Raw genomic sequence first — 23,968 nt, forward strand, 5'->3', positions numbered from 1 at the left:
CGGCGGGTTACCGGCGCGGCATCGACGAGACGAGATCCGCGACGCGGGCGGGCGCCCGACCGAGCAGCGCCGCCGTCACGGCGCTTCCCGCGACGAAGCCGTGATCGTCGTAGAAGTCGAACATCGCCGCCAGACGCTCCCGGGTATCCGCGGGCAGGTCGCGGCCGTGGCGCTCCATCCACACCGGGACGGACACCTGCTCGATCTCCACCGACCGCCCGGCGACCGCGCACAGCTGCCGCACACTCACCGAGTCCGGTCCCCCGAGCTCGTAGGTGGCGCCGTGGTGGATGTCCGTACCCTCGACGAGGACACGGGCCGCCACCGTCGCGACGTCCGACAGGGCGACGAACGAGAACGGCGCGTCGGGGTCGTAGGGGACGTCGAGTGCATCGACCGAGCCGTCGAGGACGGATGCGAAGTTCTCCGTGTACGCGCAGGGCTGCAGAACGGTCCACCGCACCCCGGAAGCGTGCAGGATGTCCTCGCAACGCGCCTTGTCGAGGTGGTGCGGCATCGCCGGCGTGTACGGCCAGGCGACGGAGTGGTAGACGACATGATCGACACCTGCCTCGGCCACCGCCGCGAGGAACCGTTCGAACAGCGCCGGTTCGTCGGGGTGCATGTTCGGGGCGATGAAGTAGACGCCACGGCAGCCCGACAGGGCGTCGACGAGCCCGGCACCGGTCTCGAGGTCGACAGCACGATCCCCCGCCTGCCGAGCGGTGTGCACCACTCGGCGGACGGGGGTCGTGTCTGCTGTCTCCAGCGCCGCGATGACAGCCGTTCCGGTCTTCCCCGCGGCACCGATCACTGCGAGATCGGTGCCGCGGGAGAAAGTGGCCGTCGTCGACATCAGTTGCCGATGAAGTCGTACTCGGCGAACTCGGCACCACCCGACAGGCGGGCGTAACCGGGACCGCGGTCGAAGAAGGGCTCTTCCTCGCCGCGCTCGGCGCGCATCTGCGCACGCAGCGCCTCGGTGGCCTCGACGTCGGCGACGGGCTCCTCCGCCGAGGTGTCCTTCAGGATCACGCCGTAGTCGTCGCGGGCGCCCTCGACGGACACCTTGCGCCACAGCACGTCCCGGACCACCTCGTCGATCGGACGATCGAGCGGGTCGCCCCAGCCACCGCCACCGGTGGTGCGGATGCGCACGACCTCGCCGGCCTTGATCGGCTCGGCGTCCGTGAGGGCGTCGAACTCGCGCTCGTTCGGGCCGCCGGGATCGAGGGTGACGGAGAACGGCTTGCCGGCCTTGCCGCCCTTGACGCCCCAGCAGGCGAGGATCGAACGGTCCGCGATGGACATGAAGTTCGCATCCTTGAGCATGCGGATGTGCTTCTCGTAGCCGAGACCACCGCGGTAGCGGCCGGCCCCACCGGAATCGATTGCCAGACCCAGCTTCTCGACGATGAACGGGAAACGGCTCTCGGTGAACTCCGTGGGCAGGTTCCGCGAGTCGGGCACCACGTGGATGGTGTCCTCACCGTCGGCGTAGTGCCGGCCGCCGGAGCCGCCGCCGAGCACCTCACGCATGAGGTAGGAGTGGCCGTCGAAGTCCTCGCCGTACACACCGGTGTAGCGGATGGTCTCCTGGTCGGCGGGCATGTTGCCGTCGACCGCCTTGGCGACCACACCGGAGAGCACACCGAGCAGACGCAGGATCACGAACGTGCGAGCGTTGGTGGGAGCGGGGAAGATCGGCGTGATGAGCGTGCCCGGCTCCGGGAATCTCATCTCGATCAGCGGCACGACACCTTCGTTGACGTCCAGTTCCGCCATGCGGTCCGGGGTGTCGGCCAGGTTGCGGAGGATCGGCGCCAGCCACTTGATGAGGAAGTTGCCGTCGGCGTAGTCACCGCAGTGGTTGATCGGGCCCTTCGCCTGCGGACCGGTGCCGTTGAAGTCCAGGATCAGGCGCTCGCCGCCCTCGTCCTCCGGGGAGGTCTTGGTGAGGGTGATGCGCTGCACGTGCAGCATGGGTTCGTCCACACCGTCGTGCTCGGCGTAGTCCTCCCAGGTGTACGTGCCCACCGGGATCTTGCTGAGGATCTCGCGGCGGTAGGTCTCCGTGGTGGCGTCGAGGATCGCGTCGAAGCAGGCCTCGACGGTCTCGACACCGTAGCGTTCGAACAGTTCCGACAGTCGACGCGCACCCATGAGGCACGCCGAGCACTCGGCGTCGAGGTCGGCGGCGAGCGAATCGGGCATGCGGGAGTTGCGGGTCATGATCCGCAGTGCCGCCTCGTTGGGAACGCCCTGGTCCCACAGCTTGATCGGCGGGACCATCAGTCCCTCCTCGTACACGGTGGTCGCACCCGAGGGCATGGAGCCCGGGCAGCAACCGCCGATGTCGTCGTGGTGGCCGAAGGCCTGCACGAACGCGACCACCGAAGGCTCGGTGTCGCCGGGGCGGGTCGCGAAGACCGGGACCGTGACGCACAGGTCGGGCAGGTGCCCGATGCCGCCTTCGGAGAGGTAGACGTCGTTGTGGAAGAAGACGTCGCCGGGCTTCATCGTCTCGAGCGGGAAGTCCCGCGCCACCGGATGCACGAGCGCCGAGTACGAACGACCGGTGAGCTTGCGCAGGTTGCGGTCGTGGATGCCGGCACGGAAGTCGTGGGCGTCGCGGATCATCGGCGAGCGCGAGGTCCGGGAGATGGAGGTCTCCACCTCCATCTCGACACTGGCGAGGTAGCCGGCGACGATCTCGACCAGCACCGGATCGGGAGCGCTACCCGAAGCGTCGGTCAGCCGGAAGGGCTTGCGGGTCGTGGCCGCGGCGGGTTCGAGAGTCGCAGTCATCGGGTGGCTCCGTTCGAGTCGGACGTCTTGCTGAGGCGGATGTTGCCGAAAGTGTCGATGCGAGCGCGGAATCCGGGATGAACCGGGATGGTCGAGCTGAATTCCTCGATCACGGCGGGACCTTCGAGTTCGTCGCCGGCGCCGAGGCGGGCGCGGTCGTACACGCGGGTGGTGACCCACTCGTCGAAGTACGCCTGACGGGTGCCGGTGAGCGCGTCGTCCGCCCCCGTGCCCGGGGCGATCTCGGCGAGTTCCGGTCGCTTGATGGGGCCGATACCGCTGACGCGGAGGTTGACCCATTCCACGTGCTGGTGGGGATCGTTGCGGAAGTCGTAGCCGTAGAGCTCGCGATGGGCCTGGTGGAAGCGTTCGGCCGCCTCGTCCATCAGTTCCTGGGTGATGGGGCCGTCGCCGACCGGCACACGCACCTCGAAGGCCTGGCCGAAATAGCGCAGGTCCGCCGAGCGGGCGTACTGCCGCTGATCGGGCCCGAATCCCTCGTCCTCCAGGGCACGTTCGGCCTCGGCCGCGAGGGCGTCGAGTCCGGCCTGTAGTTCCTCGATCTCCAACCGGTCGTGGCGGCTGACGTGCGTCTGCACATAGTCGTTGCGGACATCGACGGTCAGCAGCCCGAAGGCCGAGACGTTGCCGGGCTCGAGCGGCACGAGGACGTCCTTGAGACCGAGGATGTCGATGAGGCGACAGGCCAGCAGCGACCCGGAGCCGCCGAAGGTCACCAAGGTGAAGTCGCGGACGTCGAGACCACGCTTGACGGTGATCTGGCGCAGCGCGTTGGCCTGGTTCCAGGCCGACACTTCGAGAATGCCCGTGGCGCACGCCTCGAATTCGAGGCCGAGACGGTGTGCGAGCTCCTCGACGCCCTTGCGGGCGAGTTCGGTGTCGAGCGGGATCTCACCGCCGAGCAGGTGGGGAGGGATGCGACCGAGCAGGACGTGGGCGTCGGTGATGGTCGGCTCGTTGCCACCCTTGGCGTAGCACAGGGGTCCGGGATCGGCGCCCGCCGACTGCGGGCCGACGCGCAGGGTGCCCTCGGGGGTCATCCACGCGATGGAGCCACCGCCGGCGCCGACGGTCACCACGTCGATCATGGGGATCTTGGACGGGTAGACACCCACGCGACCTTCCGTGGTGAGTGCCGGCTCGCCGCCGACGACCACGGTGACGTCCGTGGAGGTGCCGCCACCGTCGCAGGTCAGCACCTGGTCGACACCGGCGACGCCGGCAATCAGGGCCGCACCCAGGGCACCGGCTGCAGGGCCGGAGAGCACGGTCGTGATCGGCTGGTGCACGACCTCCTTCGCCGACAGCACGCCACCGTTGGACTTCATCACGTAGAACGGGATGTCGCGCTGTTCGCCCTCGGCGGAGGAGAACTCGCGGAGCCGGTTCGCGATGTTGTTGACGTAGTTGCGGATGTTGGGCTTGACCGCGGCGTCGACGAGGGTCGTGATGGACCGCTCGTACTCGCGGTACTCGCGCAGCACCTCGCTGGAGATGCTCACGGTCGCCTCCGGGTACTCCTCCATGAGGACGTCGCGGACGCGGCGCTCGTGCTCGGGGTTGGCGTAAGAGTGCATGAGGCACACGCCGACGGTGCGGATCTCGCGGTCCTTGAAGAAGCGGGCGGCGGCGCGGACGTCGTCCTCGTTCAGGGGACGAATCTCGCTGCCGTTGTAGGCGAGACGACCGCGGATGGTGCGGACACGGTCGGCCGACACGATGCGGTCGGGCTTGACCCAGAAGTAGGAGTTGCCGTAGCCGTCGGGGACCGACTGGCGGGCGATCTCGAGGACGTGTTCGTAGCCCTCGGTGGTGATGAATCCGAGGGTGCCGACCTTGCCCTCGAGGAGCTTGTTGGTCGCGACGGTGGTGCCGTGACTGACGGCGTCGATCGCGTCGCCGGTCTCGCCGAGCTGCGCGAGGACCTTCTCGATGCCTGCGAGGAAGCCGATGGCCGGATCCTGCGGTGTCGACGGGGTCTTCGTGGTGACGATGGCGCCGGACTCGTCGTCCACCGCGACCACGTCCGTGAATGTTCCGCCGGTATCGATACCGACCCGAATCTTCCTGGATCCCATGTTTCCTCCTGGGTTCGTCTCGCCGGTGTCCCACCTGACGTCTGATGACATTCCACCCCCTGAGCGGCGGTGTTTCTTTGTCACATCTCGCCGAACTCGTCGCCTGGAGTTCGGGGTTCGTGCACCTGCCACCTGCAGACGACGGCACCCCCGGGCCGTGATGGCCCGGGGGTGCCGTGGAGATTCGACGAGAAGGTCAGCGTCGGGCGAGGATCGCTCCCAGGGCGACGCCCGCCAGCGCGATACCGGCGCCCACTCCCGCGGACAGCAGAACGGTTGCTAACGAAGGTGTTCCGGCCGGTACCGGTGCAGCTGCTGCGGCGGCCACGGGCAGCGCGGTGGTCTTCACGCCCGCACCCTCCGCAACCTCGGCCACCTCGACTCCGTTCACGCCTGCGACGGCTGCTGCTTCGGCGGCACTCGGTGCCGCCGGCAGACCGTTGGCGATCACACCGTCGATGCCGTTGAAGAACACGCCGGCCATCTTCTTCGCGACACCGGTGATCATTCGCTGTCCGACGCCCCCGACCATGCCGCCGACGACCGCGTCCGCGTCGTAGGTGAGCACGGTGCCGCCGTCACGTTCTTCGAGACGCACCGCCACGTCGGCCTTGACCGTTCCCGGAGCGCCGGAGCCCGATGCCGTCATGACGAACGATTCGGGACGATTCTGCTGCGACAGAACCACTTCCCCGTCGTAGGTGCCCTTGATGGAGGCCACTCCGGCGGTGATGGACAGCTTGTAGTGGTTGTCGTTGATCTGCTCGAGCGACTGCACGCCCGGGATCGTCGCCGCGAGAACACGGCCGTCCTGCAGGCTGTCGTACACCACGTCGGGAGGTGCCTGCAGTTGCGCGGTACCGGCGATTCTCATTCGTTCTCCTTGTTTCGGGACGCCGCGTGGGTCAGACGCAGCTCGAACAACTCCGAGGGGGAAATCGGCATGCTGGTGATCGGGATACCCTCCGCGTCCTCGACGGCCGCGGCGATCACCGCCGACGTCGGGATGACACCGGCCTCACCGGCGCCCTTCATCCCGAGGGGATTGAGTGCGGACGGGGTGACGGTGTGGTCCATCTCGAGAGAGCCGGGCATCTCCGTCACGAAGGGCATGAGGAAGTCCATGTACGACGCGTTGAGCATCTGCCCGTGCTCGTCGTAGACGATCTTCTCGTAGAGTGCGCCGCCGATGCCCTGCGCAACCGCGCCCTGCACCTGGCCTTCGACGATGCGCGGGTTGATGACGTTGCCGCAGTCGTGCACCACCGCGTACCGGAGCACCCGGATCTCGGCGGTGACGGGATCGGTCTCGACGATCGCCGCGTGGATTCCCGACGCGAACGTCGAGGTGGGCGGCGAGTAGTAGCCGGTCGCCTCCAGGCCGGGCTGCTCACCCTCGAGGACGGGCGGCACCGACATGTCGGTCTCGGCGTTCGCGAATCCCGTTGCGCGACGGGATGCGTCGTCGAAGGCGTAGCGGAGCGGGTTCGACAGTACGGCCACGACACCGAGTGGGATCGAGGTACCCTCCGCGCCGGGTTCGGTGCCCACCACGCACACGTGCCCCTCGCGCAGTTCGAGATCGGCGACGTCGGCGTGGAGGTGGTCCGCGGCGATCTTCTTCGCCTTCTCCGCCACCATCTGCGCGGCGACGTGGAAGGCGGATCCGGACATCACGGCACCGCGCGAGGCGAACGTGCCGACCGCGTACCCGAATCGGCGGGTGTCGCCGGTGACGATCTCGACATCGGAGACCGGCACACCGAGATCATCGGCGACGATCTGCGCGAAGGAGGTCTGGTGTCCCTGGCCCTGGGTGGTCAGGCCCGTGGCGGCCTTGACCTTGCCCGAGGTCTCGATGAGCACGTGGGCGCCCTCGTACGGGCCCGGTCCCGTGCCCTCGACGTACGCTCCAACACCGATTCCGACGCGGCGGCCCTCGGCGCGGGCACGTTCCTTGTACTCGGCGAACTCGTCCCAGCCGATGAGCTTCTTGAGCTTGTCCATTCCGGCCTGGTAGTCGCCGGTGTCGTAGATGAGGGGACGGCCGTCCTGGAAGATCAGGTGGAAGTCGTAGGGCATCTCCTCGGGGCGGATGAAGTTGGTCTCGCGGACCTCGAGGACATCCTTGCCGAGATGCTTGGCGATGGCGTCCATCGCCCGCTCCATTGCGAACACGCCCTGGGGTCGTCCCGCGCCGCGGTAGGGCGTGACGATGACCGTGTTGGTGTACAGCGAATAGGCGTCCACCCGGAAGGCGCGCGGTTTGTAGGGGCCGAGCACCTGGGTGGAGGTGTTGAGCAGCACGATGATTCCGTACGGCAGGTACGCGCCGTTGTCGTGCCAGATCGAGAAGTCGAAGGCCAGCAGCCTGCCGTCGTCGTCGAACCCGACGGTGACCTCGTGGACCTGCCCGCGCTCGTGGGCGCTCGAGATGAAATGTTCGCGCCGGTCCTCGACCCACTTGACCTCGCTGGAGATCCCGGCCTGCCCCAGCTTGCGGGCGGCCCAGGTGACCATGACCTCCTCGGGCCACGGGTGGACGATCTTCACACCGAAACCACCACCGACGTCGGGGGCAATGCAATGGACCTTGTTGTGCGCCATGCCCAGTCGCGCGGCGATCGCAGCACGGGCGGACGTCGAGGTTTGGGTGGACGTCCAGAAGGTCAGCACCTTCTCGTCGTCGTCCCAGCGGGCGTAGACGCCCTTGCCCTCCATCGGCATCGACGCCGAACGTTCGATCTCGAGGTCGAGGGTCAACGTGTGCGGTGCCGCGGCGAGTTCCGCCTCGATGTCGCCGAACCCGTGCTGGAGGTGCGCCGCGACGTTGTCGGGCACATCCGGATGGACGACGTGCTCGGCGTTGCGTGCGGTGTCGACACCGACCACGGCCGGAAGGGCCTCGTAGGTGATGTCGATCAGCGCGCAGGCGTCCTCGGCGATGTACCGGTTGTCGGCCACGACCATCACGATCGCCTCACCGACATGGTTCACCTCGTCCTTGGCGAGCGGATATCCGTTGCGCGGAGCGGTGATCGCGGGGTGCGGGATGAGCAGTGGGAGATTCTCGGCCATCTCGGGCGAGTCGGCCTCGAGATCGTCGTAGGTGTAGATGGCGTGCACGCCCGGCAGTTCGAGAGCCGCATCGACGGCGATGTCGAGGATGCGGGCGTGCGCGTGCGGCGACCGGACGAAGGCCGCGGCGAGCGCGCCGTGCCCGAGATCGTCGAGATAGCGGCCGTTACCGCTGACGAGCCGGTTGTCCTCGACACGCGGGATGGGCTTGCCGAACGACTTGCCCGACTCGGTGGCACCACCGATGTCGGCGGGGGCGAGGTCGGTTGCCGTGCTCGTCGAGACCGAGGTGGAGACGGGCGAATCGGAGACGCTGGTCATGCTCGTCCTGCCTTTCCTCCGACCGGAGCGGTGGCGCCGCGGACCTTGGCGTCGAGCGAGGCGCGTGCCGCCTCGCTGTCGGGGCCGAGCGGTGAGCCTCCGGACCGTTCGCGCTTGATCTCGGCGGCGCGCAGCACGGCCGCCCGGATGTTCTGGTAGCCCGTGCACCGGCAGAGGTTGCCGGCGATCGCATCGGTCGCCTCCTCGTGGGTGGGCGACGGGTTCTCCTCGAGGAAGGCGGCGATCGTGGTGACGAATCCCGGTGTGCAGAAACCGCATTGCAGACCGTGGCAGTCGACGAACGCCTCCTGCACGGGATGCAGGGTGCCGTCCGGTTCGACGAGCCCTTCGACCGTCGTCACCGAGCGGCCCTCGAGGCTCGCAGCGAGCACGAGGCACGACCGCACCGGCTTGCCGTCGAGCAGCACCGTGCACGCGCCGCACACACCGTGCTCGCATCCCACATGGGTCCCGGTCTGGCGGAGGTGATGACGGATCGCGTCCGATGCCAGCGTGCGCGAGGGCAGCACCACGGTCTGCGTCACGCCGTTGAGGGTGAAGGTCACGGCGACGTGGTGCTCGCCGGTCTCCGCCTGCAGCTCGTCGACCTGTTCGGCGACGGTCCGCCGCGAGGCATCGCGACCACCCTTGTGGATCGAGCTCGTCATCGACTTCCTCCCGTGTGCATCGGTACCCGTGTGTCGTCGCGGATCGCGTCCTGCGCGGCCGCGAAGCCGACACGGCCGGTCAGTGCCGCCACCAGCTGCGACCGGTAGCGGTCGGTGGCGTGGATGTCCGCCTCCGTCTCGACGGTCTCGCGTGCCTTCTCCGCGACCTGCTGCCAGAGCGGGTCGCGCTCGTCGTGCGCCGAGGCTCCGCGCAGGATGTCGGTGTAGTCGACGACCTGCCCGAGTTCTCCCGCGGAGACGTAGGTCATCCGGGCGGACGTCACCGCGCCGTCCTCGACCTCCACCTGCGCGACCACGCCGACGAGTGCGTAGTCGCCGTGGCGTCGTGCGATCTCGTCGATGGCGGTGCCGGTGCCCGGCCGCGCAGCCGGCACCGTCACGCTGGTGGCGATCTCGTCGGCCTCGAGGGTCGATTCGAGCGGCCCGGCGAACAGCTCGGCGGCGGGGATCTGCCGGACTCCGCGGACGGAGCGAACGGTGAGCGTTCCCCCGAGCAGCGACAGCACGGCCGGCATCTCCGCGGACGGATCGGCGTGGACGATCGATCCCACGGTCGTTCCGCGATTGCGGATGGTCGGGTGTGCGACCAACCGGAGCGCGCGGCCCAGCAGGGGCTGGACCTGCGCGACCGTCGAATCGGATTCGAGCGCTGTGTGGGTGGTGAGAGCGTCGAAGGTGACGCCGAGTTCCGGTGAAGCGGAGATCGCGTCGAGGCGCGGGATCGAGCCGATGTCGACGAGGTGAGCCGGTGCCGCCAGGCGCATCGACAGCAGTGGAATCAGTGACTGGCCGCCGGCGAGCACTTTGCCCTCGTGCGCGACCCCCGCGAGGATCTCGCAGGCTTCATCGATCGACCGCGGTCGGTGGTAGGTGAGTGGCGACGGTTTCATTGAACAGATCCTGCCCGCATAGTGTGATCGGCGTTTCGTGGAGAAGTGACAAAGCTCACCGGTCGACAATGTCAGATGTAATAGAGGTCACGCGAACTCCTTCAGCCTCCCGGCGCCGCTCTCCCCGTCGGGATCGGGCTCCGTCCGGACCGGTTCTCCCTGATCGGAGGGGGTATCGGGATCCTCGGGGGCGATGTCCTTGGGGGCGATGACCCGGCACAGGTGGTAGAGACCGATAACGACGATGGTGCCCAGCGCGATGCCGCTCAGCGAGAACGTGTCGGTGAACTCGAGGCTGGTGTCGCCGATGGCGATGATCAGGCCGGCCGCGACGGGCATGAGGTTGCGCGGGTCGCCGAAGTCGACGCCGTTCTCCTTCCAGATCTTGGCGCCGAGCAGGCCGATGATGCCGTAGAGGACCACGGTGATGCCGCCGAGCACGCCGCCGGGGGTCGCGGAGATGACCGCGCCGAACTTCGGGGAGAAGCCGAGGAGCATCGCGATGACACCGGCCGCGGCGTAGGCGGCCGTCGAGTACACGCGGGTCGCGGCCATGACGCCGATGTTCTCCGCGTAGGTCGTCGTCGGGGAACCGCCGACACCGGTGGCGAGGGCCGTGGCGAGACCGTCACCGGCCAGCGCGCGTCCCATCATGGGGTCGAGATCGGTCTTGGTGATCTCGGCGACCGCTTTGACGTGTCCGGCGTTCTCCGCGATCAGGGCGATGACGCCGGGCAGCACGAGCACGATGAAGGTGAGGCTGAACGACGGGGCATGGATGCCGACGACACCGGCGGCTTCGTCCGTGAACGGCGGCAGACCGAACCACGGCGCGGACGCGACGCCGTCCCAGTTCACGCGGAAGTGTTCGGTGACGGCGTCGGCACCGGCGTCGTAGGAGGTGATCGGTCCGCTGATCCGGTCGAGGATCCACGACAGTGCGTAGCCGAACAGCAATGCCAGGAAGATGGCGACGCGGCCGAGGAAGCCGCGCAGCACGACACTGCCCACGATCAGCGCGATCATCACCGTCAGCGCGACCCACTGATCCTGCGGCCAGTAGGTACCGGCCACCACCGGCGCCAGGTTGAAGCCGATGAGCATGACCACCGCGCCGGTGACGACCGGCGGCAGGATCTTGAAGACCAGCGAGCCGCCGAGGAAGTGGATCACCACACCGATCGCGGCGAGCACGAGCCCGGAGACCATGATCGCACCGGTGACCTCCGACGGCGAGCCGCCCTGGGCGTAGATCGCGGCGATGCCGCCGACGAAGGCCGCGGAGGTACCGAGATAGCTGGGGATCCGGCCCTTGACGACAGCGAGGAAGAACAGGGTGCAGAAGCCCGAAAGCATGACTGCGAGTTGCGGGTTGAGTCCCATGATGATGGGGAAGACGAAGGTGGCGCCGAACATCGACACCACGTGCTGGCCGCCCAGGCCGATGGTGCGGCCCCAACTCAGGCGCTCCATCGGCGCCACGACCTGTCCCGGTTCTATGTTCTTGCCGTCTCCGTGCACTGTCCAGATGGGCATATCGGACCTTTCAGCAGAGTGTGGGTGCCGATAGCGTTCACGTGGATCGTTACGCCTGTGTTACCGATCACACGTGTACTTCGGTAGCCGCAAACGCTAACGGAGCAGCTCCGGCCCGGCGTGGGAGGAATCTGCCAGGAGCGACCTTCCGAAATTGGCAAGATCGGTGGTTGATCGTCAGGAATCGATCCCGCGCATCGCGATGATCTTGAGGGCGAGCGAAAGGTCCAGCCGCAGTTCGGGCTGCTCGGTGAAGGGACCGAGGATCTTTTCGAGTTTCGCCACACGATAGCGCAGAGTGTTGTAATGAAAATGTAACTGGCGCGCGGCTTCTGCGATGTTGATGTTGGTGGCGAGGAGCACCTCGAGGGTACGGCACATGTCCTGCGCCTCGGCCGTGCCGTCGGTCAGTTCCTTGAGCGTCTCGCGCGCGAACGACTCGAGTTCCTCGGTGTCCTCGACGAGGCTCAGCAACCGGTACACACCCAGATCGTCGAAATGGGTCACCGCCCACGGCCCGGAGATCTTGCGCCCCACTTCGAGTGCCGTGCGCGCCTGGGCGTAGAGCACCGGCAGGTCGTCGGTGGACGACGACGCACGCGAGACCCCCACACCGAACGGGCGACGTCCTCCCCCACCGGCTCCGCGCACCTGGGCGACGAGTTCGTGCACGAGGGTCATCGTGTCGCTGCCCTCACCCATGAGCACGACGGTCTCGGTCGCCAGGGCCGTGACGGACGCTCCGGAATCGCGGCCGGCGAGCGCACCCGCGAACGCGCGGGCCTGCCGTTCCACGACGGGCAGTCGCGCCGGTGCCGCCGAGGAATCGTCGTCCACGCGATCGGGTTCGACGGCGACCACCACCACCGGGCGGTCGAGATTCCAGCCGAACATCTGGGCGTGCACGATCACCTGTTCGGGTTCACCGGCGCGGCCGCGCAACAGGTCCCGGACGAAGTTGGCCCGGTGCTTCTCCTCGACCGCCGACACTGCGAGTTCACGACTGACGACGAGCGCACACACCGTCGCCGCCTGCTCCACGAGATACAGATCCGGCGCGGAGAGATCGCTTGCGGGACAGAAGAACACGAGCCGGCCGTGGTCTATGCCATTGGCGGAGATCGCGGCGATCGCCACGTACTCGTTGCCGAATCGGTGCAGACCGAGCCCGCCCTCGATCGAATCGGTCCGCACCCGGCCAGTCGCGTCGACAGCCGCCGTCGAGGACAGCCAGGCGAAATCGGACTCTTTTCCGGCCCTGTAGGTCTGGCGTCCGTCGGGCGTGGTGATCAGAACCGCCCCGCCGAGCCGGCGCGAGATGCCTTCGGCGAGCGCCCTGTGCCCACCACCCGCCATGACGATCTCGAGCAGCCCGCGACGGAGGTGATCCGCCTCGAAGACCGCTTCCACCTGAGCGACAGCCATGTCGCGGAGATCCCGCGCGAGACGGTGATCCGCGACGACCTCCTCCGGCGTCGTCAGCACAGGGAGGGGAACGTCGTCCGTGAGACCCTGCGGCATCGGGTGTCCGGTGTCGAGTCGGACCACCAGAGCCGAGACCTCGCTCCGGTCCAGCCGCGCCAGGAAGTCGGCGATCGGCACGGCGAGTCGCGCGAGCACGGTGGTGGAGGTGACGAGCAGCAGTCCCGGACGCAACCAGGGACCGATCTCGGGGAGCATCATCACCGCGACCCCGGTGACGGCTCGCGCCGTGGAGACGTCACCGGCGATCACCGTCGGTGCGACGAGGAAGCCCGAGGAGACGACGTCCGTGAGCGGGCAGGGTTCGAATGCGACCGCTGCGCTGTCCTCCGGATCGGCTGCGCTGCGATCCGGATCGGCTGCGCTGCGATCCGGTTCGGCTGCGCTGGGCCCCGGTTTCTCAGCCTTGCGCACCGTCACAGCAATACCCGTCCACCTGCCAGTCGTTCACCCCTGCGTGGGAGACACGTGACATTAGAGGGCTGTGGCAACACCGTCAATCGCAGGCGGACAAGCCGCAGGTCGGGCAGCACGTCCCGCCGGGACCCGGTGGATGGGTCCGCGCAGTGTCGCGAGGCTGCGTCCGGTGGCACCGCGCGTGCTCACGAGGACCTCGGCGAAGATCGACACGGCCGTTTCCTCCGGGGTGCGCGCCCCGAGGTCGAGTCCGATCGGCGAGTGCAGCCGTCCCAGTTCGTCGGCGGACAGACCGGCCTCGCGCAACAGGGCGACCCGGCGCTCGTGCGTGGAGCGGCTGCCCATCGCCCCGATGTATCCGGCCTCGCAGCGGAGGGCCCGTTCGAGCAGTGGGATGTCGAACTTCTCGTCGTGGGTGAGCACCGCGACGACCGTGGTGGGGTCGATCGGCGCCGACTCGAGGAAGACGTGCGGCCACGCCACCACGACCTCGTCGGCGTCGGGGAATCGGGCGGGCGTCGCGAAGACGGGCCGGGCGTCGATCACCGTCACGCGGTAACCGGCAAACTTCCCCAGCGTGCACAGGGCGGACGCGAAGTCGATGGCACCGAAGACGTACATCCTCGGTCGCGGCGCGAAGATCGCCACGATCTGCGCACGCCCCTCGTCGACATAGACCTCCGAATCGCCGTAGGACAGGCGCAGGCGCACCTCGTCCCCGACGTCGGTGCCGTCGTCCCCGTCGAGGGTGACCACACGATGGTCGGCGGACTCCCGATCGGTAACGACGGCGACCGGCTCTCCAGCCCCGATCCGCCGTGCCACCTCGGGGAACTCGGGATAGGTCGCGGCATCGACCCGCTGCACGAACACCTCGATGGTGCCGCCGCAGGTCAGACCCACTCCGAAGGCGTCGTCGTCAGTGACGCGGAAGACCTCGGTCCGTGCACGCCCGTCGGCGAGCACGTCACCCGCGATGTCGTACAGCGCGCCTTCGATGCACCCTCCCGAGACACTGCCCACCACCTCGCCCGACCGCGAGACGGCCATCGCGGCGCCGGGTTCGCGCGGCGACGACTTCCAGGTGCGCACGACGGTTGCGAGCGCGAACGTCTCACCGTCGTCGAACCATCGCGACAGCTCGTCGAGAATGTCCCGCACAGCGGTCTCCTTACCGGTGTGTCACAGACGCGCGGCGACGGCCAGCGCGACGTGGTCGTGGAAGGGGCGCGCGACGACCTGCACGCCGATGGGCATGCCGTCACTCGTCCGCCCGACAGGGACGACGACGGACGGGAGGCCGGTGACGCTGATCGTGCGGCAGCTCGCCAGTGCCTCCTGCCAGGTGAGCAGCCGGTCGCCGACAGCGAAACGATCGTCGCTGAGCGGAGGCGCCCCGATGGACGCGACCGGCAGCACCAGCACGTCGCCCATCTCGTCGAGCAGGCGATGGATCAGCGCGGTGCGCCACGCCCAGAGGCCCTCCACCTCCCGATGTTCGGCGCGACCGGCCGTGGACAGCAGGTCGCGGATGACAGCACCGAAGCGGTCGGTCCTCGCCAGCGCGTCGATGTCGGCGTGGGTCTGGGTGGCCCTCAGCCGCCCGAACAACTCGTTCCCCTCTACCAGGGCCGACCCGCGGTATTCACGGGCACCGAGGCGCCGCGCGCTCTCGCGGACGACGTCCTCGATCTCGTCGTCGACGGGCACGGTGCCCTCCCCGGGCGCCCAGGTGATCGTCAGCGTGTCGACGTCGACGGTCTCCGGGTCGGTCCACGCGACGTGCGGTTCGGAGATCATGCGCAGGGCGAGGACGAGGTCGCCGAGGTTCCGTGTCATGGGCCCGACGGTCTGCAGCGCGCCGTGCACCGTCGTCGGATTGGCACGTACATGATCGCCGACGAGCACCCCCGGGTACTGGCCGTCCGCGGACACCCGGCCGACGGTGGGGCGGATCGAGCACAGGCCGGTGCAGTGCGCGGGCCAGCGCACGGACCCGCCGAAATCGGTGCCCAATCCGAGGACGCTCATGCCCGACGCGATCGACGCGGCTTCGCCCCCGCTGGATCCGCCGGGTGAGCGCGGCGACTCGGGGCTGCCGAGCGGGTTCACGGCCGGTCCGAACATCTCGTTGTCGGTGAGCCCGGAGGTCCCGAATTCGGGCGTGTTGGTCTTGCCGACGAGGATCGCGCCGGCCGCCTTCATCGCGGCGACGGCCGGTGCATCGACGACGGGGACGTTGTCGGCCAGCGCCCTCGAGGCGGCCGTCGTGCGCACGCCTGCGGTGGCGATGAGGTCCTTGACGGTGAACGGCACCCCGGCGAGCGGACCGGCCACCTCGCCGCGGTCGAGGCGTCGGTCGAGGGCGTCGGCCTCGGCGAGGGCACTCTCCGCCGCGACGGTGACGATCGCGTTGAGGCGCGTGTTCTGCTCGGCGATCAGGGCGAGATGGTCCTCGACGACCCGACGGGCGGTGACCTCGCGGTTGCGGACCACGGCGGCGATCGACCGCGCGTCGGCGCCGGTCCACGTGCCGGTGCGCTCGGTGTCGAGCGTCGGGGATCGACCGTCTACCGCCACTGGCCCTCCTTGGTCTGCGTTCGACGAGAACGCTATGGCCGGCTCCGGGCCCCTCCTACGTCCACACTCCACAGGAAGCCGGTCGCCGCGGTGTGAAGAGTTGATACTTTCCCGCCGGAACGGGCCTGAGAGGATCGGGGAATGATTCCGTCCTGGGCTCGTCTCGCGTTCGCCGTATTCGCGGTGAGCTGGGGCGCCAATCAGTTCGCTCCGATGCAGCTCGTCTACCGCGACCACCTGGGACTCGGCAGCGACTCGTTCACCGCCATGCTCGGCTCCTACATCGTCGGGTTGATCCCCGCCCTGCTCTACTTCGGGCGCGTGGCCGACCGGATCGGGCGTCGTCCGGTGATCCGGGCGATGATCCCGGTGAGCATCGTGTCGTCGATCGTCCTGCTTCTCGGCGCCGATATCCCGGCGTTGCTGTATCTCGGCCGGGTCCTCGCCGGATTGGCATCCGGGATGGCGTTCGGAGCAGGCACCGCGTGGATGAAGGAACTGAGCGAAGGTCCAGGTGTGGGAGCGCGCCGAGCCGCCGTCTCACTGTCGGCGGGATTCGGCAGCGGCGCCCTGTTCGCCGGTCTCATCGCGCAGTGGCTGCCCGACCCCGACCGTCTGCCCTATCTCGTGCACATCGCTCTGATGGTGGTCGCGCTGGTACTGGTGTGGACCGTCCCCGACGCCCACCGGCCCCGCACCGTGCAGGGCTCGTGGCGCCTGTCGACGCTGTCGTCCCCGCGCTTCCGCTGGGGTGTCGTGCCGTGGGCCCCGTGGGTCTTCGGATGCGCGACCGTCTCGTTCGCCACGATGCCGCCGATCGTCTCGGGCCGCGTGGACAGCGTGGCCGTCGCGTTCACCGGCGTGGTCGCCGCCCTGACCCTGCTCACCGGTGCGTTGATCCAGCCCGTGGCCCGGCGCATCACCCGGCACGGTGAGGACCGTGGCGTCTGGACGGGGGTGGGTCTCGGTGTGCTGGGCTTCGTGACCGCCGGCGTCGCAGTGCTCGTCGACGGCCCGGTATCGGTGCTTGCCGTCCTCGTCACCGCCGTCCTTCTCGGCGGGGGTTACGGCATGCTGCTCGTCTCCGGTCTCGTCACCGTCGAGCACATCGCTCCGCCGGACGAGCTGGCGCAGACCGTCGCCGTCTTCTACTGCCTGATCTATCTGGGTTTCGCGGTGCCCTTCGTCATCTCGCTCGCCGCACCCCACGTCGGGTTCGTCGCATGCTTCGCGGTCGCCGTGGCACTGCTCGTGCTCGCGCTCGTCCCCCGGAAGTTGCTCGCCGATCAGGAAGCGACCCTCGTCGGCTCGCGCTGAGCGAGGCCGACGGGGTCCAGGCCGACGGGGTCCAGGCCGACGGGGTCCAGGCCGACGGGGTCCAGGGCGCGCACGTGCCCGAGCAGATCCGACAGCGCACCGGCGACCTCCTGGGGACGGTCGGCGAGCACGCGGTGACCGGCACCGACGAACCGCACGAGGTTCGCGTGCGGCAGCCGCGCCGTCATCATCTCCGACAACGACAAGGGCACGAAGACGTCCTCCGTGCCCGCCGCGACGACCACCGGCACTCTGGCGAGCACATCGAGGGCGGCGGACTCGTCGAGCACCGCGAAGTCGGCCAGCAGTCGCGACCAGGTGACGACGGAGGTCTCGTTCGACAGCGCCGATCCGACCACCCGCAGCCACGATTCCTCCGTGCGCCTGCGTGCGGCAACCGTGCACACCCGGCCCCCGGCGCGTTTCGACAACTCCATGACGCGCGGTGCACGCGACACCGCCCGGTGCACGATGGAGGCGGCCGGATGCCGCAGATAGCGTCCGATACCGCCGTCCGCGAGTCCCGATGCTGCGGTGGCGAACAGGCCGACACCCACGATGCGGTCGCCGACGGCGTCAGGGTGACGACGGACGTAGGACAGTGCGACCATGCCGCCCATCGAATATCCCGCCAGCACCACCGGTCCGTCCGGCGCGAGGGTCCGGAGCACCGCGTCGAGGTCGTCGGCCATCCCGGAGACCGTGCACGCCGTGACGTCGCCGGTCCCGGAACGACCGTGTCCTCGCTGGTCGTAGCGGACGATGCGCAGACCCGGCAGGTCCACCGATTCGCAGACGGCATCCCAGCTCGCGGCGTCCTGGCAGTGGCCGTGCAGGCACACGAGGGTCAGACCCGCATCCCGCGATCCGGTCACCGTGGTGGCCAGCGGCACTCCGTCGTCGGCAACCACGGTCACACGAGCGATCGTGTTCGGGTCCGTACTCGACGTCGGCTCGGCCATCTCGCCTCCTGCACAGCGCATCTGCAGGAGTTGTCGCGTCGCCCTCGGGTGCCGTTAACCACCGACATCGAATCGTGACGTCCGGTCGTCAGCGCGGGGCGAGCGCCCGGATCATCGGTGCGGGATCGCCCGAGGGCACCAGGGCGATGGCCGGGGTGGTCACACCTGCCTCGACGTAGCGCTCCACATGCTCGCGGCAGGCCTCGGGTTCGCCGTGGATCACGAGGGCGTCCACGACGTGGTCCGGGATCGCTTCGAGGGCGGCCTTGCGGTCGCCTTCCGCCCACGCCTTCCACATGCCGGCGAAATCGTCCGAACGGCCGAGGAATTCGTGGAAGGCCCGATAGACGGGGACGTTCATGTAGGCGGCGATCATGCGGCGGCCGATGGCGCGGGCGGTCTCGGTGTCGAAGCCGGGGAGCACGAAGATCCGCGCGACGATCTCCTTGTTCTCGCCGCCCTCGTGGACGTAGGGCGCCACGGTGCGGACGTCGTCGGCGGACAGCCAGTTGATGATGGCGCCGTCGGCCTCACGCCCGGCCAGACGCAGCATGCCCGGGCGCAGTGCCGCCAGCAGCACCGGCGGCGCCGGGTCGGGTACGACGCCGGCCCGGAAGCCGTCGACGGCGAAGGTGTCGTACTTCTCGGAGACCTTCTCCCCCGCCAGCGCCGCACGCAGGAACCGCAGGGTGTCACGGGCACGCTTGAACGGTTCCTCGAAGGGGATGCCGTTCCACTTCTCCACGATGACGTCGGAGGAGGTGCCCACCCCGAGCACGAAGCGGCCGGGTGCGGCGGCGGCGAGGCTCGCGGCCGACATGGCCAGCGTCGCGGGGCCGCGAGTGTAGACGGGGACGATCGCGGTACCCAGGCGCAGGCCGGGAGCCCACACGCTCGCGAGGGTCAGCGGGGTGAACGCATCGGCAGCGCCGGCCTCGGACGACCACACGTCCGTGTACCCGAGATCGGGGAGCTCTTCGATGATGCGTCGCTGGTCGGACAGGGGGATGCCGTCGAGCGGGACGGTCAGGCCCCATCGTCGTGTCGTGTTCTCCGTCATGACCGTCACCCTAGCCACACTGTGGTTCAGGTCATATCCGGGCGTGTCCCGCCCCGGGCCCACTCCGGTCCTCGGTGTCCGGTCAGCTGTGTCCAGACTCTGTCCGAAGGTGCGCAAAGGAAGTCACGACGACCGCATCAGCCGATCGGTGCGTTGAGGCTAAATCCTGTTGACGGCGCTCGGAAGTCGGACAGTTCCGACCACGCTGATGCCGTCCCGACGGAGGTCCGCGATCTGGATCCGCTAGTCTTCGGGCAGACAGAGGGAACTGATCTCGCGGACGACGAGGCGGTCGAGTGGGGCGACGGTCGTGATCGATCTGCCGTCCCACTCGAGGATTTAGCCGTCGGCCCAACTCCCCGGCGGCAGGTCGGGCTCCAACCTGTCGAGCGACGGTGCGTACGCCCTATCGGCGGGCACACAGCTCGAGGAATCGTCGGGGTTTGGCAGACTGTGGGCGCCGCCCCGCGCCCTATTGACATATCGAGTCGACGGCACAGCCTCCAGATGTGCAGGTGCGTGTCGCACACGATGGAGTGCGACCACCTCGGGGCCAGCTGCTCACTTTTCGACCGGACCCAACAACGAAGCTCAGGGATGCTCCCCGAATCATCCCTGACACGTCTCATTTCCGGTGCAGCCGAAAATGTCCCGACGATTCACCCTTTCCGTTCGGCTATCCCGAACAGTGCGACGCACAGCCGACGATTCCGACCATCCTCGTGACATCAGACACAAACCGACGCGGTTCGGTGAAGTTGGGAAGCCGGATCCTGCGGGCTCATGTCCGACGCTATTCGTGTGCGCGCCGCCACCCGCCGGCCGCCACACCACCTCTCACTCCGCCGCAGGTGACGAAGGAGAACGACGCATGAGTGACCGCCGCGACCGGTTCGATATCCAATCTCTGGCGCACGCGAAACCACTGAGCCTCCAACCCCGGGGAACTGAGATCGTCTTTACGCGGTTTCTAGGCGTGGACGGGGACCCATAGTGAGGTCCGAGCAGCTTGTCTGCGCTGCTACGAAGATCCGCGCCAGTGACGTCCGAGGATGAACGAGGCCCCTGACATACGACTCGACCGTGCAGCACTTCGTACCAGCTCTCTCGACGCTCTCGAGCGCAGCACACGCTAGCGATCAGGTCCCATCAGACATCCCGATAATCGGCACACCCAACTGACGTTTGTCGCGGCCAGCTCACAGACATTTACCAGCGCTTCGCTGACCCGACGATCACCTCCGCCTGGCCAACCGAAGCAGCTCACAGCCGCCTCAGCCCGCCTCCCGGCTCAAAGCACCCGAAATCAGAAGGAGCATGATGACTTCCACCCACAGCTTCATCGACGAAATCACCATCGAGGAGCTCGAGGCCGATCCATACCCGTTCTACGAGCGCCTCCGCAAAGAGGCACCCATTGCCTACGTTCCCGCCCTCGGCATGCACATCGTCTCGACGAAAGAACTGTGTGCTGAGATCTCCAAAGACGACACAACCTGGCCTGCGGTGATCTCCGCTGCCGGCGGCCGCACCTTCGGCCCTCAGGCATTGCTGAATACCAACGGAGACGAGCACCGCAACCTGAGGGACATGGTCGAACCACACCTGCAGCCCTCAGCCGTCGACAAGTACATCGACGATCTCGTCCGACCGTTTGCGCGACAGCGCATTGCCGAGTTCGAGAACGACGGGCACGCGGATATCGTCGCCGCCTACTGCGAGCCGGTGAGTGTCCGCGCACTGGGCGACCTGCTCGGTCTCGGGGATGTCAGCACCGAAAAACTGCGCGAGTGGTTCCACAATCTGAGCGTGTCGTTCACCAATGCGGCAGTCGACGAAAACGGTGAGTTCGCCAACCCCGAAGGGTTCGCCCCCGGCGACCGCGCCAAAGCGGAAATCATCGCGCATGTCGACCCGAAGATCGACAAATGGATCGTCGAACCGGACCATTCAGCCATCTCGCACTGGCTGCACGACGGGATGCCGGAGGGCCAGACCCGCAGTCGCGACGTCATCTACCCCAACCTGTATGTCTTCCTGCTCGGAGCAATGCAGGAGCCCGGTCATGCCATGGCCACGACCTTGGCCGGACTGTTCAGCCGACCGGACCAGCTCGAACGTGTCATCGACGATCCGACTCTGATCCCCCGCGCCGCATCCGAGGGCATGCGCTGGGTTGCCCCGATCTGGTCCGCCGCGGTCAAGCGCGCCGCGAGAGAAGTTACCGTGGGCGGGGTCACGCTTCCTGAGGGTTCAATCGTGATGCTGTCGTACGGTTCGGCCAATCAGGACGAAAACGCGTACAACGCCCCCACCGAATACGACCTCGATCGTGCCCTGGTGCCGAACATGACCTTCGGCGGCGGAAAACACGCATGCGCCGGAACCTATTTCGCCAATGCAGTCGTCCGAATCGGACTCGAAGAATTGCTCGAGGCAATTCCGAACATCGAACGAGACGAAACCCACGAGGTGGACTTTTGGGGATGGGGTTTCCGCGGCCCCAAGCAGCTGTTGGTCGAATGGGAAGTGTAGGCGACCTCGACCTCACCCCTCCTGAATCATCTGCACAGATACGGCGAGCATCGGGAACACCCGAGGTTATCGATATTGAATTGGAGCGCTACCGGAAATGTCTGATCAATATTTGGTCCGTATAGAGGGAAAGAACACGGACATTGCCGTTGAAGAAACCCAATCCATTCTCGATGCTGCCCTGCGGGCCAACGAGTGGCTGCCCCACTCGTGCACTCAGGGAACCTGCGGGACATGCAAACTCAAGGTGCTGCGCGGTGAGGTCGACCACCGTCAGACTCCGGAGTACACCCTGACCGTCGAGGAAAGGGCCGAAGGACTGGCTCTGGGGTGTATGGCCACTCCCCGCTCGGACTTGACCGTCGAGCCGCTCGGCAACGTCAGCGATGACGGCGTGCCTCGTCATCCTCTACGCGACTATGAAGGCACCGTCGTCGTGTTGGACGACATCGCTGCCAACACGCGCAGACTGGTGATCGAGTTGGACACTCCGATGCAGTTCAATGCCGGTCAGTACGCCGAACTCATCGTTCCTGAGCACGCAGGGGCGCGGCAGTACTCGATGGCTAATCCTCCGACCGAGACTCGGCGGCTGGAACTTCACATCAAGCTCACCGCGGGCGGGTTGTCGACCGATGGGTGGATCTTCCGCTCAATGACGCTCGGGGAACGAGTCTCGCTGCGCGGCCCCCTCGGGCAGTTCAATCTCGTCGCGAAACAGGATGAACCGGCGATCTTGATCGGCGGTGGGACGGGGTTGGCTCCACTGAAATCGATCGTCCAACACGCCCTCGTCGAGGACCTCGTCCCAGAACTGTTCCTCTACCACGGCGGCCGCCGGCGGGAAGACCTCTACGATGTCGAATTCTTCCGCGATCTCGAACACCGGCACCCGCATTTCCACTACCGACCCGTTCTCAGCGAGGAGCAGTGGGAAGGGGCAACCGGGCTGGTCACCGATGTCGTGGTCAGCGACTTTCCCTCGTGCAAGGGGATGAGCGCATTCCTTTGCGGCCCACCCGCGATGGTCGATGCGGCAGTCAAGGCACTCAAGCGCAGGCGTATGGCTCCTCGATTGATCTTCCGCGAGGAGTTCGCCATCACGCCCGCAACCAGCACAGCGCCGGCAGTGCTCTGACCTTCAGGATCCACCACGACAAGAGTCTGGGGCAGCGCGTATGTACTCGCTGCCCCAGACTTTGTTCGTTGCCAGTTCATTCGCCCGGGGACGTAACCCGCAGATCTTCCGCAAAGCTGGACCCGAAGGCCGTTCTGCAACCCCGCCCCCGTGAACCGCCGAGCATGCAAGAACCCCAATTGCGCGACTTCAGTGACGTCGGCGGATGCACGGTCCTGCGCGGTTAGGCGTCACCGTATCCAGCTCGCGTCCTCGGATGTTCCGAGTCCCGATTTATCGAGCATGGCAAGTGGCGGGAAATATTGCCTTCAGCCCGAGTAATCCGAGGAGGCTGGCTCGCCCGGCAGCTCGCTCTGCGCTCTGCTGCAGTTCACCAACGGCATCGGTCCATCAGTCTTGACCACCGTGTTCACAGGCAATCGCCCCTCCGAACCAGGGGCGGCCATCACCCCTGGCCTTCGTCACAATCCTTGGTATCGCGACTGCCGGCCTTTTTCGCATTCCTACCCCTGCCCGCCACAGCTCTAGGCGAGCACAAGCATCTCGTACAGGCCAGTTCTACTGTGCACCAGAGCAATGCACCATCGAATTCGACAGTATGTCTTCACAACTGATGCGGGATACCCACACGAGACATCCTCTCGAGGTCGAGAGCAGACTCGACAGCCTCGATATCAACGGCCTCCATAGGGCGACCGGTCAGCGCTTGCAGCACTACCTCGAGATCGCGTGCGGTCACCGATTCGGTCGTCGAATCTGATACTCGATAACGAATGGGATATTCCATGACATCTCCTGACAGGATAGGGAGACAAGACATCTGGTAGCACTGCTCAACGGACCCAGCTGGGCTGCGACGGTATCCCTGCGAACTTCGCCATCAGCGCCAGCATCCCTTCCCAGGGTGGAGTTGACGCTCAATGCCGTCATCCCGAACCGACACCGATTTCCTTCACAGCAGAGGAAGAACTCGACCGCCCCGGACCTCATTCGAGACCACCCGCCGATGGACATCGCCCCTCAGTCCGTCGATTCGACTACACCAACGGCAATTCT

17 protein-coding genes are annotated in these 23,968 nt (G+C 67.3%); 3 read left to right on the top strand and 14 right to left on the bottom strand.

The window, feature by feature from the left end; genetic code table 11:
• Positions 1-7: 7 nt before the first annotated feature.
• The 11 genes from KXC42_RS21295 to KXC42_RS21345 all read right to left on the bottom strand — a co-directional run bounded on the left by KXC42_RS21295 (position 8) and on the right by KXC42_RS21345 (position 15,900).
• On the bottom strand, positions 8-856 hold the full coding sequence (locus KXC42_RS21295) for an SDR family oxidoreductase (RefSeq protein WP_039586499.1): 849 nt from the start codon (positions 854-856) through the stop codon (positions 8-10).
• Positions 856-2,808, bottom strand: coding sequence for a hydantoinase B/oxoprolinase family protein (locus KXC42_RS21300; protein WP_006551022.1), 1,953 nt, complete (start codon positions 2,806-2,808; stop codon positions 856-858). The genes KXC42_RS21295 and KXC42_RS21300 overlap by 1 nt, the downstream gene beginning before the upstream one ends.
• The gene (locus tag KXC42_RS21305; RefSeq protein ID WP_219129547.1) at positions 2,805-4,907 is read right to left on the bottom strand and encodes a hydantoinase/oxoprolinase family protein; all 2,103 of its coding nucleotides are present in this window, start codon (positions 4,905-4,907) and stop codon (positions 2,805-2,807) included. The genes KXC42_RS21300 and KXC42_RS21305 overlap by 4 nt, the downstream gene beginning before the upstream one ends.
• A 196-nt stretch (positions 4,908-5,103) precedes the next feature.
• On the bottom strand, positions 5,104-5,781 hold the full coding sequence (locus KXC42_RS21310; protein ID WP_219129548.1) for a carbon monoxide dehydrogenase subunit G: 678 nt from the start codon (positions 5,779-5,781) through the stop codon (positions 5,104-5,106).
• Complete coding sequence (gene cutA / locus KXC42_RS21315) at positions 5,778-8,306, bottom strand: aerobic carbon-monoxide dehydrogenase large subunit (protein WP_019290759.1); 2,529 nt, start codon at positions 8,304-8,306, stop codon at positions 5,778-5,780. Before cutA ends, KXC42_RS21310 begins: the two co-directional genes overlap by 4 nt.
• Positions 8,303-8,974: a (2Fe-2S)-binding protein gene (locus KXC42_RS21320; protein WP_006551027.1), complete on the bottom strand. Its 672-nt coding sequence runs from the start codon at positions 8,972-8,974 to the stop codon at positions 8,303-8,305. Before KXC42_RS21320 ends, cutA begins: the two co-directional genes overlap by 4 nt.
• On the bottom strand, positions 8,971-9,885 hold the full coding sequence (locus KXC42_RS21325; RefSeq protein WP_019290758.1) for a xanthine dehydrogenase family protein subunit M: 915 nt from the start codon (positions 9,883-9,885) through the stop codon (positions 8,971-8,973). The genes KXC42_RS21320 and KXC42_RS21325 overlap by 4 nt, the downstream gene beginning before the upstream one ends.
• Positions 9,886-9,972: 87 nt before the next feature.
• Complete coding sequence (locus KXC42_RS21330; RefSeq protein ID WP_006551031.1) at positions 9,973-11,421, bottom strand: uracil-xanthine permease family protein; 1,449 nt, start codon at positions 11,419-11,421, stop codon at positions 9,973-9,975.
• A 177-nt stretch (positions 11,422-11,598) separates the two neighbouring features.
• Entirely contained in the window at positions 11,599-13,323 is a 1,725-nt protein-coding gene (locus KXC42_RS21335; protein ID WP_219129549.1) for a PucR family transcriptional regulator, read from the bottom strand.
• A gap of 54 nt (positions 13,324-13,377) precedes the next feature.
• The gene (locus KXC42_RS21340; protein ID WP_006551033.1) at positions 13,378-14,481 is read right to left on the bottom strand and encodes an XdhC family protein; all 1,104 of its coding nucleotides are present in this window, start codon (positions 14,479-14,481) and stop codon (positions 13,378-13,380) included.
• 21 nt (positions 14,482-14,502) lie between these two features.
• Positions 14,503-15,900: an amidase gene (locus KXC42_RS21345; RefSeq protein WP_019290755.1), complete on the bottom strand. Its 1,398-nt coding sequence runs from the start codon at positions 15,898-15,900 to the stop codon at positions 14,503-14,505.
• A 141-nt stretch (positions 15,901-16,041) separates the two neighbouring features.
• Between KXC42_RS21345 and KXC42_RS21350 the strand changes: the two genes are divergently transcribed.
• Positions 16,042-17,217: an MFS transporter gene (locus KXC42_RS21350; protein WP_064851690.1), complete on the top strand. Its 1,176-nt coding sequence runs from the start codon at positions 16,042-16,044 to the stop codon at positions 17,215-17,217.
• Here KXC42_RS21350 and KXC42_RS21355 read toward each other — a convergent pair.
• Positions 17,187-18,179, bottom strand: a complete 993-nt coding sequence (locus KXC42_RS21355; protein ID WP_219129550.1) for an alpha/beta fold hydrolase — start codon at positions 18,177-18,179, stop codon at positions 17,187-17,189. The genes KXC42_RS21350 and KXC42_RS21355 overlap by 31 nt on opposite strands.
• An 88-nt stretch (positions 18,180-18,267) precedes the next feature.
• Positions 18,268-19,239 carry an LLM class F420-dependent oxidoreductase gene (locus KXC42_RS21360; protein ID WP_039957951.1) on the bottom strand — a complete coding sequence of 324 codons (972 nt, stop codon included), beginning with the start codon at positions 19,237-19,239 and terminating at the stop codon, positions 18,268-18,270.
• Between the two features lie 1,320 nt (positions 19,240-20,559).
• On the opposite strand from KXC42_RS21360, the gene KXC42_RS21365 reads away from it, so the two are divergent.
• Together KXC42_RS21365 and KXC42_RS21370 are read left to right on the top strand one after the other, a co-directional pair.
• Positions 20,560-21,774, top strand: coding sequence for a cytochrome P450 (locus KXC42_RS21365; RefSeq protein WP_219129551.1), 1,215 nt, complete (start codon positions 20,560-20,562; stop codon positions 21,772-21,774).
• Between the two features lie 97 nt (positions 21,775-21,871).
• Complete coding sequence (locus tag KXC42_RS21370) at positions 21,872-22,912, top strand: NADH:ubiquinone reductase (Na(+)-transporting) subunit F (RefSeq protein WP_257605917.1); 1,041 nt, start codon at positions 21,872-21,874, stop codon at positions 22,910-22,912.
• Between the two features lie 604 nt (positions 22,913-23,516).
• On the opposite strand, the gene KXC42_RS21375 is transcribed toward KXC42_RS21370, so the two are convergent.
• Positions 23,517-23,699 (bottom strand): hypothetical protein, encoded by a 183-nt coding sequence (locus KXC42_RS21375; RefSeq protein ID WP_138941515.1) that lies wholly within the window; start codon positions 23,697-23,699, stop codon positions 23,517-23,519.
• Positions 23,700-23,968 lie beyond the last annotated feature (269 nt).

Source organism: Rhodococcus sp. LW-XY12, from assembly GCF_019317345.1.
GTDB classification, from domain to species: Bacteria; Actinomycetota; Actinomycetes; order Mycobacteriales; family Mycobacteriaceae; genus Rhodococcus; species Rhodococcus pyridinivorans.